The following is a 15,125-nucleotide window of genomic DNA, read 5'->3' on the forward strand; positions in this document are numbered from 1 at the left end:
TGCCATTGAACGAGCCGTCTCCCCATAACGGCAGCGATGGGCATTCATTGAACCCTCTATTGCCGCCCTACCTGCTTCAGCCACAACGGCCCACGAGGCATAGCGACGCCTGCCTCTTCGGCTGGCAACGCTATCCAGCGTAGTCCGCAACACCATTCTGCCAAGCCCGTTCATGTTCCCTGCCTTACCCGAAGCAAGGCCATTGTCGACAAGCCGACGCCAGCCGACCCTGATCAATATCAATGCCGTGGGCGGTCCGTCGCCGATCCGTTGTGCGCCAGGCCACAGAACCACGCTTCGGCTGCATGCCGGTTCGGCACGCAACGGAGTTTTTGCAAGGCCGAAACATTGCCCGGCGCACAATCGATGTTGCCCATTACCGCCGTTTCACCGAAGGCGGCCCCACGCCGCCCACCCTGCGAGGCCCAGCATGTCTTACGTAGATGGTTTCCTGGCCGCCGTGCCACTGGCCAACAAAGCCCGGTTCATCGAACACGCGCATATCGCCGATGCCCTGTTCATCGAGTTCGGTGCCTTGCGGGTGACCGAATGCTGGTCCGACGATGTGCCACACGGAACGCTGACCGACTTCTACCGCGCCGTGCAGGCCAAGGACGATGAAGCGGTGGTGTTCTCGTGGATAGAGTGGCCGGACAAGGCCACCCGCGACATCGGCATGCGCAAGATGATGGAAGACCCGCGCATGGACCCGGCCACCAATCCGATGCCATTCGACGGCAAGCGACTGGTCTATGGCGGCTTCATGCCGGTGCTGCATCTGGGCGACTAGGTGACCAGTGCAGCTGGTTGGACACATGAGACTTGCCGCAATGGTCGAGCGTGATCGCGGCTCGTTTGTGGGAGCGGCGTAAGCCGCGAAGCTGACACCGCGGAAGCAACCAGCATCCATGCCAACTGATGATCTACCGGCTTCGCGGGTGAAGCAGCTCCCACAAAAACAGCAGCCCGGGCCATGTGGCCGACGACAGCTACGGCCCCGCCGTTACTGCGCCATCCCCAGCACGTACATCAGCACCAGCAACGCGAGCACACCAGCCAGTACCGCGAAGAAAATCTTCCACGCACTGTAAGGACGCTCACCGGCCAGCTGGCCCGTATAGCCATTGGCCAGCACCTGGAAGCTGCGCGAACCATAGGTGTAGCTGACCAGCCACACCGGTACCAGGATGTGCTTGAAGGTGCGCTTGCTGTACGTGGCCTGCACCTGCAGGTTGCGCTGGGTGTCACCGGGCACCTGCTCGGAACACAGGTAGCGGGTCTGCTCCTGCATCTGCGCCTCACCCTTCTGCGCGGCCTGGCGCAGATCCACCTGGTAACGCTCCACCGTCCAGCCGCGCACGAACTCGGGCGTGTACGGCTTCAGATCAGTGGTGGTCGGGAACTGGCCGATCTTGGCCAGCAGTTCCGGGTGCACACCAACCGTGCCCGGCACCAGTTCATCGTCAAAGAAGTGCTGCAGCGAACCGGAAGCCGGTTCCCAGCGTACGCGCTGTTCCTGCCGGGTCTGCGTATTGCCCTTGGAATCGCGGTAGCTGACGGTGACGTAGTAGTAGTGACCGGCCTCGGCCGTCCAACGCGCGGCAACCTGCGCGTCGAACGTCCAGTACGGCAGGTACATGCCCTTGAGCGTATCGGTCAACGCTGCGCGCTTGAGCTTGCTCGGCGCAAACCAGCGCGTGCCATACCACTTGCGGATGATGTCGCGGACCTGGCCGTCGCTGATCTTGAACGGCAGCACGCTCTGCGGGGTGATCGCATCGCCCAGCGACTCGTGGTCGATGATCGATGGCGAACCGCAGAACTCACAGCGATCGGCAACCTTGCCATCGACGAACACCGAGATCGCGTGGCAGCTCTGGCATTGCACCTCGCGCGGCTGCGCACCGTAGCCACGTTGCTCGGCCGGGGTGGCAGCCATGCTCTGCAGCATGCCGACCACGCCGCCCTGCGGCTTCGGTGGCAACGGCGGCGGCAGCGCCGCCTCGTCCTGCAGCCGCTTCAGTGCGGCCAGCAGATCCTGCTCGACCACGCCGGCACTGCCATCGCCCACGCCTTCGGCTGCCTCCGACAGCGGCACGATGGTGCCGCAGTAGGGACAGGCCAAGGCTTGCTTGGTGGCATTCCATTGCAGATCCCCGCCACATTCCGGGCAGGGATGTTTGCCAACTGTCGCGTTGTTCATCAGCCGCGCAGGAACTCTTCCAGTGCCGAGCGGGCAATGCGCGTGGCATTGCCGATCTTGCGTGCCTTCAAGTCACCCGCGGCAATCGAGGCCATCACGTCCTCGACCGATACCGACAAGGCCTGCGCGGCCTGCTCGGGGGTGAGCACATCCAGCGCGACAGCATCACCAGCAGCAGGCAACGGCGGTGGCACCGCCGCGCCGGGCACCACCGGTGCACCGGTCTGCATGTTGCGCATCATTTCCTGCGCCATGCCAAAGCCCATCGCCATCTGTGCCGGCACCGCAGCGGCGGCGGCACCTTCACCGCCCTCGCCCATGCCGTGGCCCATCTGGTACTTCACGTAGTCGTTGAGGTTGCCGATCACGCCCATGCTGGAGCGCTTGTCGATGGCCTGCTCCACTTCCGGCGGCACCGACACGTTTTCCAGGATGAAGCTGGTGATCTCGATGCCGTACTTGTCGGTCATCGCCGGGTTGATGATCGGCAGCAAGGCCTCGCCCAGCTCGGAGTAGCGCGAGGCCACATCCAGCGCCGGCACGCCGGCCTTTGCCAAGGCCTCGGTGAACACGCTGACGATGCGCGAACGCATGGTGTCGGCAAACTCATCAAGGCGGAAATTCTGGTCGGTACCGGCCACTTCCTTGAGGAACTTCGGCGGGTCGACGATGCGGAAATCGTAGGTGCCGAATGCGCGCAGGCGGACCACGCCGAAATCGGCATCACGCATCATCACCGGATTGGACGTGCCCCACTTGTTGCCGGTGAACAGCCGCGTGTTGAGGTAGTAGACGTCGCACTTGAACGGCGATTCAAAGCCGTACTTCCAACCCAGGATGGTGGACAGCACCGGGATGTTCTGGGTGCTCAGCGTGTGCTTGCCCGGGCCGAACAGATCGGCGTACTGGCCGGCAGCGACGAACTGCACCATCTGCGACTCGCGCACGATCAGCTGCGCGCCGTTCTTGATCTGGCGGTCATCGTCCGGCCAGCGGTAAGACAGCGTGTCACGCGAGTCATCGGTCCACTCGATGATCTCGATCAGTTCCTTCTTGATGAAATCCAGAATGCTCATGCTCAGTCCCCAGTCGACAAGGCTCCGATTCTACGGCGGGAATGTTAAGAACGCGCGTGACGCCATGCAGACATGCCGTGGCGCAGCATGGCCGCATCTTCTGTACCTGCGGGGACGCCATGCGTGTTCTGACCCTGTTGTTGACGAGCCTGTTCGGGCTGGCCTTGGCGGTGGGCGGCGCATGGCTGCTGGCCCTGCAGGGCAGCCCGTTCTACCTGCTCAGCGGCCTGCTGCTATTGGCCGTGGCCTGGGGCCTGTGGCGACACCGGCGCTGGCCGACCTGGCTGTACGCCGGCTGGTTGCTGGTGCTGCTGGGCTGGTCGCTGTGGGAGGCCGGCCTGTACTGGTGGCCGCTGGCCACCCGCCTGGGCGTACCGGCCCTGCTTGGCCTGCTGATGGCCTTGCCGGCCTCGCGCCGTTCCAGCCCGCACGGCTACACCGGTCCGGCCGGCTGGCCGGTGCTGCTGGCCTCGCTGGGGGTGGCGGCGGTTGCCTTCGCCGGCATCCCGCGCCATCTGCATGAGATCGATGGTCGTCTTCCGATGGACATCGTCAACGCCACCCCGGCCTTGGGCGACAGCGCGCAGCCGGACGGCGAATGGCAGGCATACGGCCGCAGTGGCTACGGCCAACGCTACTCGCCGCTGGCGCAGATCACCCCGGCCAATGTCGGCCAGCTGCAGCTGGCCTGGCAGATGCAGACCGGCGACGTGCGCCTGCCGCAGGACGTGGGCGAGACCACCTACGAAGTCACCCCGCTGAAGATCGGCAACACCCTGTATCTGTGCACGCCACACAGCTTGGCGTTCGCGCTGGATGCCGACAACGGCAAGGTGCTGTGGAAGTTTGATCCGGGTGCCGGCATGGAACCGCAGCGCCAGCACCAGACCTGCCGCGGGCTGTCGTATTACACCGAAGCCACCAATACCCCAGCCGTAGCAGCGACAGACACGCCAACAACGGCGCACACCTGCAGCAACCGCGTATTCCTGCCCAGCGCCGATGCCAAGCTGCACGCACTGGACGCGCAGACTGGCGAGCACTGCAGCGACTTCGGCAACAACGGTGTGCTCGACCTGCTGCACAACATGCCGTTCAAACAGGCCGGTTACTACTACTCCACCTCGCCGCCGCTGATTGCCGGCGGCAAGGTCATCGTTGCCGGTGCGGTCAACGATGACTATGCGATCAACTCGCCGTCCGGGGTGATCCGCGCCTACGACGTGCACAGCGGCCAACTGCTGTGGAACTGGGATTCGGGCAATCCGACACAGACTGCGCCACTGGACCCCAGCAATCCCAACCAGGTCTACACGCCCAGTTCGCCCAACAGCTGGTCGGTAGCCAGCGCCGACGAAGCACAGGGTCTGGCCTACTTCCCGATGGGCAACCGCACCCCGGACCAGCTCGGCATGTACCGCAGCCCCGCAGAGGAAACCTACGCCTCATCGGTAGTTGCCCTGGATATTGCCAGTGGCCAGGTGCGCTGGGTGCAGCAGTTCGTGCACCACGACCTGTGGGACATGGATACCCCGGCACAACCGGTACTGCTGGATCTGGACCTGCCGCAAGGCCGCGTACCAGCACTGGTGCAACCGACCAAACAGGGCGACGTATACGTATTGGATCGCCGTGACGGCAAACCGCTGCTGCCCATCGGCCAACGCACCGCTCCGCAGTACGTGGACATTCCCGGCCAATTTGCCGCTCCCACGCAACCCACGTCCGCGTTGAGCTTCGAGCCCAAACCACTACGCGAAGCCGATATGTGGGGCGCCAGCCTGATCGATCAGATGCTGTGCCGCATCCAGTTCCGGCAGCTGCGTTACGAAGGCCGCTACACGCCGCCAACGCTGCAGGGCAGCCTGATCTATCCCGGCAACTTCGGCACCTTCAACTGGGGCAGCGTTGCGGTGGACCCGCAGCGGCAGGTGATGTTCGGCATGCCGACCTATCTGGCCTTCGTCTCCAAGCTGGTGCCCAAGCATGAGACCAGCGGCCGTGAAATGAACAAGGGCGAGCATGGTTTGAACGAAAACAAAGGCGCTGATTACGCGGTGGAAATGACCCCCTTCATGTCACCAATCGGTGTTCCCTGCCAGGTACCGCCGTGGGGCACCGTTGCCGCCGCCGACCTGCGCACCGGCAAGATCGCCTACCAACACCGCAACGGCACCATCCGCGATCTGTCACCCGTGCCACTGCCGATCCGCATCGGCGTGCCCGGCATTGGCGGACCGATGTTGACCGCGACCGGCGTGGCCTTCATGAGCGCGGCCACCGACGACAACTTCCGCGCCTACGACCTGGCCAGCGGCAAAGTGTTGTGGGATGTGCGTATTCCGGCCGGTGGCCAGGCCACGCCGATGACCTACCTCAACAGCCAGGGCGAGCAGATGGTGTTGCTGGTGGCCGGCGGGCATGGCTCTACCGGGACCAAGGCGGGCGACTATGTGCTGGCTTACAAGTTGAAGAGGTAGCCAGCTGGGCGGCTGAAGCAGGAGCAGGAGCACCCCTCCCCAACCCTCCCCTTGGCTTCGGCAAAGGGAGGGAGCGCAGGCAACAGCCGCGGTGCTGCACGGTCAACTCCCTCCCTTGCGCAGCGCGCAGGGGAGGGTTGGGGAGGGGTGCCTTTCGCAAGGAATCCAGTCAGCCCAGATCAATCAACAACACATTGCATCTGGCTAGCAGCGTCGTATCCAATCACAGACACCGCCGCAATCGCCGCCTCAAAGCTCCAGCGCAGCGACCAGTTTCTGCAAGTTCCGCCGGTTCTTGCCCCAGTCCAGGCATTGGGTGGGCCATACACACCTACTTCGCAGCACGGTGCGCGCGCCATCGCAGGTCACCTCGACCCTTTCGCCGAATGACCAGATGTTGAACGGAACCGCGCCGCGCATGCCAGTCGGCGTTTGCTGGATGCTGTTCCAGCCGCTGCGACGCATTGCAGCCTCGATGCTCTCCACCGTGTGGGCCCGCTCAAGCACCATCTCGTGGAACGCGGGAAAAGCAAATGTCATGTCAGGCTCCTTCCTGTCTTGAAGCCCCATGATAGATGCAATGTGCGCAGGAATGATCCCAAAAACGGTCAGCGAGGAGCACACCGACGGCATGTTCCGCAGCTCCGTCGATCAACGCGACCAGCCACCACGGCCGGACACAATGATCCACTGTTTCACCCCAGATCAATCCTCGGCACGTCATACCAGACCGCATCCGGGAACCGCTCCAACACCCAGTCGCGAATGAAGCTGCGACTATCCGCTGCAATCACTTCATCACTGCTGTCGTCGCGACTATTCCAAGCCACACCGTGCAAGCTAATCCCACGCGCGGCAATCGCCTCCAACGACAACAAGGTGTGATTGATCGAACCCAAGCGCCCGGAGGTCACCAGCAACACCGGCCAACCTTTCTGCGCGACGTAATCAATCGTCAGCAGCTGCTCGGTCAGCGGCACCATCAAACCACCGGCACCTTCGATCAGCACAGTCTCGTAGCGTTCGCACAGGCGCGCCGTCGCTGACTCGATGGCGGCCAGATCCAACGTCCTCTGCTCCAAACGCGCAGCCAGATGCGGCGATGCCGGATAGGCGAACAACGCCGGCATCGTGGTGCCGTCGCGGTCCTCATCAAACAAGCCGGTGCCCATGATGCGCCGGTGCAGCAGGATGTCATCGGACGCACCCTCGCAACCGGTCTGCACCAGTTTCTGGGTGATGACATTCTCACCCTGCGCCGCCCACTGCTGCGCCAGCCAACCGGTGACAACCGTCTTGCCGATCTCGGTATCGATGCCACTGACAAATACGATCTTGCCGCTCATGCGCGCATATCCTCTTCCTGCAGGCTGGCCACCAGCGCGACCATGCCATCGCACAACTGCTGCAGCTGTGCATCGTCGACTACAAACGGTGGCATCACATACACCAAGCGACCAAACGGCCGGATCCAGATGCCGTGGCCCAGCATCCGCTGCTGGATGCGTTCCAGGCGCAGCGATGCCTTCAACTCGATCACACCGATTGCCCCAAGCACACGCACATCAGCCACCTGCGGCAAGGTGCGCGCAGGTGCCAGGCTCTGCTCGAGTCGACGCTCGATCGCTGCCACCCTGCCCTGCCAATCCTGAGACAACAGCAGCTGCACCGAGGCCAGCGCCACCGCGCAGGCCAGCGGATTGGCCATGAAGGTCGGACCGTGCATGAACACGCCCGGCTCGGCACTGGCGATCACATCGGCTAGCTCACGCGTGCACAGCGTGGCCGCCAAGGTCATGTAACCGCCGGTCAATGCCTTGCCGATGCACAGGATGTCGGGACTGATGCCGGCATGCTCGCAGGCAAACAATCGCCCGCTGCGGCCAAAGCCGGTGGCGATCTCATCGCAGATCAGTAGTACATCGTGCTCACGACACAAGCGTGCAAGCTCGCGCAGGTACTGCGGATGGTAGAAGCGCATGCCACCCGCGCCCTGCACCACCGGCTCGATGATGAAGGCGGCCAGCTCATCGGCGCTTTCAGCAAAGAGCTGCACAAGCGGCGCGATATCGGCGGGGTTCCACTGGTCGCCGAAGCGTGTCTGCGGCGCGGGTACGAAACGTCGTGTCGGCAGTGACGTACCGAACAAACCATGCATGCCGGTGACCGGATCGCATACCGACATCGCGTTCCAGGTATCACCGTGATAGCCCGAACGCGTTGTGCCGATATTGCACTTGCCCGGCTTGCCGCGCGCCACCTGGTACTGGATCGCCATCTTCAGCGCTACTTCCACCGACACCGAACCGGAGTCTGCATAGAAGATCGCATCCAGCCCCTCGGGCACGATCTGCAGCAGCTGCTTGCCCAGCGCGATGGCGGGCTCGTGGGTGAGTCCGCCGAACATCACGTGCGACATGCGGCCCAGCTGGTCAACCACCGCCTGGTTCAGCTGCGGATGGTTGTAACCATGGATGGCACACCACCACGAGGCCATGCCGTCGATCAGCTGGGTGCCATCTTCCAGCTGCAGCAGCACGCCATCGGCGCGGGCCACCTTGAGCACCGGCACCGGGCTGCCGAGGGCGCTATAGGGGTGCCACAGGTGTTCACGGTCGAATTGATCAATCAGCATCGTTCAGTACAGCTCTCGCCGCGGGAAGGCGGCTTGCAGGGGGCGTACCTTACCGCTTGCGCGGCTGCCCTGCATGCATCAGCGGCAGCGGGTCGAAGGGGCCGTCACCGCCATAGATGCCATAGTGCAGATGTGGCGGCGTACCGCGCGCATTGCCGCTGTCACCCACGAAGCCCAGCACATCGCCGGCCTGCACGATGCGCCCGTAGGCCAATCCCGGCACCCAGTCCTGCAGATGCGCATAGTAGTGCCGCTGCCCGGCCGGCCCGATCACCCACACCTGGCGCCCGCCCAGGCCGCTGTCGCGCACCGCAGCCACCACGCCCTGGGTGGCAGCGACAACCGGCGTACCGCGTTTGGCGAAGATATCCACACCGTGGTGTTTGCGGTCGCGTCCGCGTGGCGCCCCAAAGGTATCGGCGATCTGCCGCGGCTTGATGCCCTGCACCGGCACGACTATCGCGCTTGGCGCCGGCTGGCGTGAAAGCTTCCAGCCTTCGCGGGCGACCACAGTGAAGGGTTGCTGCCAAAGCCAGCTACCGGCCAACGCCAGCACGACCAACAGCAGGACGATGCGCACTGTACGCGGCCAATGTGTTTGTTTGGAAGAAGTCAAAGTTCGCCTTGGCAGTGTGTGCTGGATGGCGAAAGCTAACAGCTGCTGGCGAAGGAATTCCAGAACTTTTTTATTGCCAGAAGCCGGCATTCAACACTTCAAATTGGCTTCACATTGGGCGCATATCTGGCACACGCGTCGCACCTAGAATTCGCCGCCAACGCCCCACCAAGCATGCATGCCCGAAATGGAAATTCTCTACTTCATGGCCAAGACGCCAGCACTACCAACGGCGATGTATCTGCTGATCGTGGTTGCGGCATGGCGCTTCAATCGCCTGCTGTTCGATGCGCTTTCCATTTTTGGCTTCATTTGTTTGCTGATGGCGTTCCTGGCCAGCAGCGGCGAAGCTGCCGTGGTCATCGCGCTTATCGCCTGCGTCCATCTCACGTTGACCTTCGTCGGCAGCAGGAAGCAAGGCCGAAGCGGCGTAACCAGCGAAGTGCACGCACCAACGGACAGCCGTTGACGTAACGACGTCAGTAAGCACATGTAGGAGCGACGTAAGTCGCGAAGCTCATAGATCATCAGATTGCAGTTGGCATGGCTGCCAATTGCCGCCAGCCTCGCGGCTGACGCCGCTCCCACAAGGGCAACCTGCCTTTTTGTGGGAGCGACGTAAGTCGCGTAGCTCACACATCATCAGATCGCAGCGCAACTGGCTGCCAGCAGTTCCCGGCTTCGCGGCTTACGCCGCTCCTACAAAAGCGGCGCGCTCTCCCACAAAGCCGGGCACTGTCAGAACGATGCCTGCACAGCAGCTTCCCAGCGCGTGCCAGCGGCCTGATCGCCAAAAAGATCACGTGCGTGCTGGTCGGTGAAATGCCCACTCAGCCGCAGTTCGATCGGCGCGGCCACTGCCCAGACTGCGCTGACCTGCCCGTGCGCATAACCACCTCCCGCCGCATCTTGCAGCTGGTACCAACCAGCGGCTGCCTCAAGACGGAGCTGCGGAGACAGCGGTATCCGCGCGCCCAACTGGGTGTACAGACCATCCTGCTTGGTGCCCAGCGCCTCGGATGACCAACCCATGGACAGCCAGTAGTTATCCTTCCAGGTCAGCGTGGTGTTCAGCTCGGTCCAGTTCAGATCGACAGTCGTTGCCGGGTAGCGGTAATGCAGCAGGTTGGCATCCAATGCCCAGTCATCGGCCAGCTTCCCGTTCCAACCAACGACGAAATCCAGCTCGCTGCTGGCGTGTGTTTCCGGCGCGAACTCCACGCTGGATCCCCAGGCGGATGCGTAGAAACCACTATCGCCGGTAACGCGGAAGCCAGCCTGCACGGCGGCGTCACCCTGGCTCTGAGTGGAACCGCGCCAGACATAGTCGCTGGTCAAGGCGGCGCTGCCGCTGGTGTCGAGGGCCAGTGCATTCGCACTGGCGGAGAGCGCAATAAAGGCGGCGAAGTACAACGAAGAACGTGAGCGTCTCATGGATTTCCCGAATGCTGCCGCGCGAGCTGCGCAGCGATGCGGAATTGTTCACGTACCCGGAGTAAACCGACGATGGCGACGGGCTGGCCCCTGCATCAAATCTACGTAAAACCGTAGCTCTCAATCCTCGTCGCGGAACACCTGCCGCGTCGCTCCCGCCGGCATCGGCTCGGCAAACGCCGGTTTGATCTCCATCGGCAGCCAATCGCTCTCACAATGCTTGAACTGCCATTGGCTGGGTCTGAAGCGCGCCGTCGCGCCGTCCGGCTCGCCGACCAGGAACTCGGCCTGGATGTCATAGTCGATCAACGGCGCATTGAACCAGACGTTCTCACCGGCCTTGCAGTCAATGAAGGGGCGCGCTTGGTCGATGACCCAATCACCAGTGTCCGGGTCGGTGCGATATACCGGGCTGATGCGCTGATCGATGGCCAGCCGCATCCGCCCCGGCGCTATCTCCAATGCCTCGACCCAGAGTCCGGCCAACAGCACCGGAGCTTTGAACTGCAGGGCGTCCAAGCCACGCAGGCCCAATGCGCGTTGCGGATCGCCGTTGTCGAATGGGTCGTAGCGATTGACCAAGCTGCCCTTGGGGACAAGGAACTCGCCGTACTGGAAATCCCGTTCCAGCACGAACTGTGCGCGGCTCTGCCGCTGCCAGCTCTCGATGTCGAATTCCCGTTTGAACTGGGCCAGCTTGTAGCCGAGCAGGCCCACCCAGGCCGCGACCAGCACAACGAATCCGGTGCTTATCCGTACCTTCCAGCCGAAGAATACGCGCCAGCCGCCTTCGCCGTGCCTATGGAAGTACCAAGCCTGCACAAGCAGGCTTATCGCGACTGCGGCGCCTACCAACGGCAGCACAAACACCAGCAGCAGGAATGGCCACGAGATCACCGGTCCAAAGATCATCAGTACAAACATGGGAGGGAAGGCAATGCATCCTAACGCCACAGCACTCCATTGCCTGCAGCCAAGGCATAACGATCAAACAAATCCACATCAGCCAACGACCAATGAACTCATCTGGACTCATGCGGCAAGCGGGAAATCCGTCAAAATAGCGTCCCCGTAGCCCATCCAACGCCATGATGTCCAGCACCAAGCACCTGCAATCCCTGCGCAGCTGGTTGAGCATCGAGCGCAACCAGACCAGTCATGGCGAAAAGTGGATCTCGGCGCTGGGCGCGCTGATCGGCATCAGCGTGGTCTACCAGATCACCCATTGGTGCTTCCCCGGCGGCTTCAACCATACCGGTGGCGCGATCCTGCTGGCTTCGATGGGGGCCAGCGCCGTGCTGGTGTTTGCCGTGCCACATGGCGCCCTGTCGCAGCCGTGGGCTGTCATTGCCGGCCATCTGGTATCGGCCTTCATCGGCGTCAGCTGCCAACTGATGTTCCCCGAGCAGGCCTGGACTGGCGCGCTGGCGGTCGGCCTGGCGGTTGGCGCGATGCATTACCTGCGCTGCATCCACCCGCCGGGCGGCGCTACCGCGCTTGCGGCGGTGATTGGTGGCGGCGATGTACACGCGCTGGGCTACCACTACCTGCTCACGCCGGTGGCGATCAATGTCGCCGCCATCCTGCTGGCCGGGGTTGTGTTCAACGCCTGTTTCGCATGGCGTCGTTATCCGGTGCATCTGCACCGGCGCCGCCAGAAGACCGCAACCATGCCGTCCTCGCAACGCCATGTGGATCTGACCCAGGAAGACTTCCACGCCGCCATCGGCCAGCTCAACTCCTTCGTCGACATCACCGATGAGAACCTGACCGAGCTGTTGGAACTCGCCAAACAGCATGCCGAGCGCGACGCCTTGCACCCGGAGCTGATCGAGCCCGGTCGCTGCTACAGCAATGGTCGTCTGGGGCGCGCCTGGAGTGTGCGTCGGGTATCCGTAACGCCTCCCCTCTCCGGGCCCTCTGCTGATCGCTTGGTGTTTGCGGTGGTGGCAGGCGATGGTATTGGCGACATCGGCCACGCAACCGCTGCCGAGCTGCGGCAGTGGGCGCGCTTCGAGGTATCGCTGCGTGAAGGTGGACGCTGGGCCAAGCTCGGTAGCGCTTGACTCCGCCAGCCGGCTGACAACACACGTTGCCCGGATTCAGAGCGAGAGCAGTTCCAGTACGGCGCCGAACAGGCTGATCGGAACGCGACAGGCGAGCGACTCATGCACGCCGAACCAGTTGCAGGCCACCCAGCCGAAGGGCATCAATAGCAGGCCCAGGATCAGCGCATCGGTTATCCAGTTCCAGTGCCGTCGGCGCACCAGCTGCAACACCGCGTCCACCAAGAACCCCACCAGCATCAGCAATGCAACAGCGCCCAACAGCAAGGCGATGCCCAAGCCGGTATCACCGCTATGTTGCTGCGTGGACGCATACGCGACGGCCATGCGCGCGTACAGCAGCAGCGCAAGCAAGGGCGTGACGAAAGCAGCAATACGGATCACAACCGACCATGGATAACGCGAGTACCAAGCTCGGCGCAGGGATTCAATCACGATCAGGGGCCCCCAAGGGAAACAGATGGCGGTAGCCGCGCGCCTCATCCACCGCACGCGCGAACGACGGCCGCTGCAGCAGGCGCTGGCGGTAGTCCAGCAGCAGCGGGTAGTCATCGCTGATGCGGTGCGTCCAGTCGGCATAGAACAGCGAGGGCGCCGCCGCACAGTCGGCGAGCGTGAAGGTATCGCCGCAGGCCCATTGGCGACCCGGCAACTCGCCTTCCAACCAGCCATAGGCAAGTTCCAGCTTCTGCATGCTGAAGGCGCGTGCTTCGTCGCGCTTGCCATCATCGCCACTGAGCGCACCGCTCACTGCGTGCTGCACCGGGCTCATCACATGCAAGTCGAAGAAGCGATCACGGAAGCGCACATCCAGCGCCTGCATCGGATCCTCGGGCAGCAATCGCACCAGCCCGGCATGCTTCAGCTGCAGGTATTCGATGATGATGCTGGTTTCCACGACACTGCGCTCGCCGTCGAGCAGCAACGGGAACTTGCCCAGCGGCCAATGCTGCAGCCACTGGCCGATGTGCTCAGGCGTATCAGGGCCGAGCTCGCGGAGCTCGAAGGCGATGGCGTTCTCGTACAGCGCGATCAGCACCTTCTGCGTATACGAGGAAAACGGATGACCATAGAGCACCAACGACATGACGAAGTCTCCGTGATTGGAATCGCAGCGGGATCCCCCGCTGCCTGGACAGGCGCCTCACCGCATGCAGCCTGCAGCCTGCATTATCCGCTGGCTGCTGACCCAGCGCTCATCGCCTGCCCGCAATCACTGCCAGACGGCTGCCCGCTGAAGCGTTCGGCGATCCAGGCGATGGCACGATCCGCCGAGGCGATCGCCGTGGTTGCATGGCCAGTGTCTGGCAGGCGCAGGTAGTTCACGGCAGCTCCGCGCTTGCAGGTCTGCTCGAAGAAGTTCCAAGTGACCGGCGTCGCGATCAGGCCGTCTGCATCGGATTGCACCAGCAACAGCGGTGCAGAGCCGCCACCAAGCGCGGTGATCGAATTGCGTGCCATCAAACCATCCCAAGGTGCGCGACCGCTCAGATCCAGACTACCCAGGCGCGCTCGCAAGCGCAGCAGGCGCACCAGCGCCGCCGCCGAGAACGGATCGCCCTCGCAGCCGCTGGTGGCACGCTCGATCACGCCACGCGTTGTCTTGTTGGCGATAGTGGATAGATCAGCACCGTAGACCTTGGACCAACTCCTGGCGGTAAATGCGGTCAACAACCCGCGTACCGTCGCATCGGCGCGCTGCATATTGGCCGCCAGATCGGTGGGCGGCGACACCGCAACCACGCCCTGCAACTGCAGATCCGGCGCGTAGCTGCGCACACGTTGCGCGCTGAACAGCGCCGCATGGCCGCCCTGTGAATGCCCCCAGACCGCGAAGCTGCGACTGGCACCAGCGGCTGGCAGCGCCGTCGCGGCGCGCACCGAGTCCAGCACCGCTGCCGCGGCGGCGTCCCCCGCCAGATAGGCATGCGGACCGCGCGTACCGAGTCCCGGGTAGTCACTGGCGACCACCACCCAACCCCGGGCCAGCATGTCGGCCAGCCCCGGGATCTGGTCCAGGGTACGAATCGGCGTGCACGTCGAATCAATGCCCACGGTGCCGTGCGCCCATGCAACGATGTCGCGCCCTTGAACCGGGCTTGGCCCCTCAGGCGCAACCAGCACGCCGGTGGATTGGGTGGGATCGCCATCGACATCGGTGGTTTCGTAGCGGATGCGCCAGGCCTTGGCGCCAGCAGGTGCATCATCGGTAGCGACAGCCTCCAGCAGTCTGCCTGGCGCCGCCACCGCAGGTGTGGTGGCCAACAACAGCCACGCAGCCAACAACAGACAGCGCATCACGGCGATCTTCATGTTTGGCAGTCCCTGGCTCCCGGTTGCGCTGATGCTAGCTCAAAGCGGGGTTTGCTTTGCTGGCGCCAATCTCAAGTCGAAGATTGGGTATGGGGGCCTTCCCCGCTCTTGTGGGAGCGGCGTCAGCCGCGAAGTCGGCCCAATCCCCACTGACAGAATCTCTGCAATCCCTTGGTGTCGTTCGCTTTGGGCCTATCGGCTTCGCCGGGTGGGCCCCCGCCCCAAAAAACAACGGACCGCCGCCCAGGGGGTACAAATTTATCTGGGCGCGCCGAATCGGCCCCCCCCCCCGCCCGACCGCC

The 15,125-nt window shown here is 63.4% G+C and carries 15 protein-coding genes; 4 read left to right on the forward strand and 11 right to left on the reverse strand.

Translation table 11 applies throughout. From position 1 onward, the window contains the following. Window positions 1-430: 430 nt before the first annotated feature. Window positions 431-790 (forward strand): DUF1428 domain-containing protein, encoded by a 360-nt coding sequence (locus tag ACVOLR_RS12770; RefSeq protein WP_481513337.1) that lies wholly within the window; start codon window positions 431-433, stop codon window positions 788-790. Between the two features lie 213 nt (window positions 791-1,003). Here ACVOLR_RS12770 and ACVOLR_RS12775 read toward each other — a convergent pair whose 3' ends face one another. Both ACVOLR_RS12775 and ACVOLR_RS12780 read right to left on the reverse strand, forming a co-directional pair. Next, complete coding sequence (locus tag ACVOLR_RS12775; protein WP_481536757.1) at window positions 1,004-2,203, reverse strand: TFIIB-type zinc ribbon-containing protein; 1,200 nt, start codon at window positions 2,201-2,203, stop codon at window positions 1,004-1,006. Next, the gene (locus ACVOLR_RS12780; RefSeq protein WP_481536758.1) at window positions 2,203-3,279 is read right to left on the reverse strand and encodes an SPFH domain-containing protein; all 1,077 of its coding nucleotides are present in this window, start codon (window positions 3,277-3,279) and stop codon (window positions 2,203-2,205) included. Before ACVOLR_RS12780 ends, ACVOLR_RS12775 begins: the two co-directional genes overlap by 1 nt. Before the next feature lie 119 nt (window positions 3,280-3,398). On the opposite strand from ACVOLR_RS12780, the gene ACVOLR_RS12785 reads away from it, so the two are divergent. Continuing rightward, on the forward strand, window positions 3,399-5,759 hold the full coding sequence (locus ACVOLR_RS12785) for a membrane-bound PQQ-dependent dehydrogenase, glucose/quinate/shikimate family (protein WP_481536759.1): 2,361 nt from the start codon (window positions 3,399-3,401) through the stop codon (window positions 5,757-5,759). A gap of 249 nt (window positions 5,760-6,008) precedes the next feature. Here the strand turns inward: ACVOLR_RS12785 and ACVOLR_RS12790 are convergent, their stop codons facing one another. The 4 genes from ACVOLR_RS12790 to ACVOLR_RS12805 all read right to left on the reverse strand — a co-directional run bounded on the left by ACVOLR_RS12790 (window position 6,009) and on the right by ACVOLR_RS12805 (window position 9,025). Beyond that, complete coding sequence (locus ACVOLR_RS12790; RefSeq protein ID WP_481536760.1) at window positions 6,009-6,392, reverse strand: hypothetical protein; 384 nt, start codon at window positions 6,390-6,392, stop codon at window positions 6,009-6,011. A gap of 62 nt (window positions 6,393-6,454) precedes the next feature. Then, window positions 6,455-7,105: a dethiobiotin synthase gene (bioD, locus tag ACVOLR_RS12795; RefSeq protein ID WP_481536761.1), complete on the reverse strand. Its 651-nt coding sequence runs from the start codon at window positions 7,103-7,105 to the stop codon at window positions 6,455-6,457. Then, a complete protein-coding gene (gene bioA, locus ACVOLR_RS12800) occupies window positions 7,102-8,394 on the reverse strand; it encodes an adenosylmethionine--8-amino-7-oxononanoate transaminase (protein ID WP_481536762.1) in 1,293 nt (430 codons plus the stop codon). The genes bioD and bioA overlap by 4 nt, the downstream gene beginning before the upstream one ends. A 49-nt stretch (window positions 8,395-8,443) precedes the next feature. Further along, the gene (locus ACVOLR_RS12805; RefSeq protein ID WP_481536771.1) at window positions 8,444-9,025 is read right to left on the reverse strand and encodes a M23 family metallopeptidase; all 582 of its coding nucleotides are present in this window, start codon (window positions 9,023-9,025) and stop codon (window positions 8,444-8,446) included. A 172-nt stretch (window positions 9,026-9,197) separates the two neighbouring features. On the opposite strand from ACVOLR_RS12805, the gene ACVOLR_RS12810 reads away from it, so the two are divergent. Beyond that, window positions 9,198-9,479 carry a hypothetical protein gene (locus ACVOLR_RS12810; protein ID WP_481536763.1) on the forward strand — a complete coding sequence of 94 codons (282 nt, stop codon included), beginning with the start codon at window positions 9,198-9,200 and terminating at the stop codon, window positions 9,477-9,479. 269 nt (window positions 9,480-9,748) lie between these two features. On the opposite strand, the gene ACVOLR_RS12815 is transcribed toward ACVOLR_RS12810, so the two are convergent. Then, window positions 9,749-10,444 (reverse strand): TorF family putative porin, encoded by a 696-nt coding sequence (locus ACVOLR_RS12815; RefSeq protein ID WP_481536764.1) that lies wholly within the window; start codon window positions 10,442-10,444, stop codon window positions 9,749-9,751. A 120-nt stretch (window positions 10,445-10,564) separates the two neighbouring features. Next, window positions 10,565-11,356: a hypothetical protein gene (locus tag ACVOLR_RS12820; protein WP_481536765.1), complete on the reverse strand. Its 792-nt coding sequence runs from the start codon at window positions 11,354-11,356 to the stop codon at window positions 10,565-10,567. Window positions 11,357-11,535: 179 nt separating this feature from the next. Here ACVOLR_RS12820 and ACVOLR_RS12825 point away from each other — a divergent pair, with 179 nt between their 5' ends. Further along, window positions 11,536-12,510 (forward strand): HPP family protein, encoded by a 975-nt coding sequence (locus tag ACVOLR_RS12825; RefSeq protein WP_481536766.1) that lies wholly within the window; start codon window positions 11,536-11,538, stop codon window positions 12,508-12,510. Window positions 12,511-12,546: 36 nt separating this feature from the next. Here ACVOLR_RS12825 and ACVOLR_RS12830 read toward each other — a convergent pair whose 3' ends face one another. The 3 genes from ACVOLR_RS12830 to ACVOLR_RS12840 form a co-directional block, all read right to left on the reverse strand. Then, on the reverse strand, window positions 12,547-12,945 hold the full coding sequence (locus tag ACVOLR_RS12830; protein WP_481536767.1) for a hypothetical protein: 399 nt from the start codon (window positions 12,943-12,945) through the stop codon (window positions 12,547-12,549). Further along, window positions 12,938-13,597 (reverse strand): glutathione S-transferase family protein, encoded by a 660-nt coding sequence (locus tag ACVOLR_RS12835; protein ID WP_481536768.1) that lies wholly within the window; start codon window positions 13,595-13,597, stop codon window positions 12,938-12,940. Before ACVOLR_RS12835 ends, ACVOLR_RS12830 begins: the two co-directional genes overlap by 8 nt. An 83-nt stretch (window positions 13,598-13,680) precedes the next feature. Further along, on the reverse strand, window positions 13,681-14,823 hold the full coding sequence (locus tag ACVOLR_RS12840; protein WP_481536769.1) for an alpha/beta fold hydrolase: 1,143 nt from the start codon (window positions 14,821-14,823) through the stop codon (window positions 13,681-13,683). Between the last annotated feature and the right edge of the window lie 302 nt (window positions 14,824-15,125).

This window comes from Stenotrophomonas sp. STEN030 (assembly GCF_056759995.1).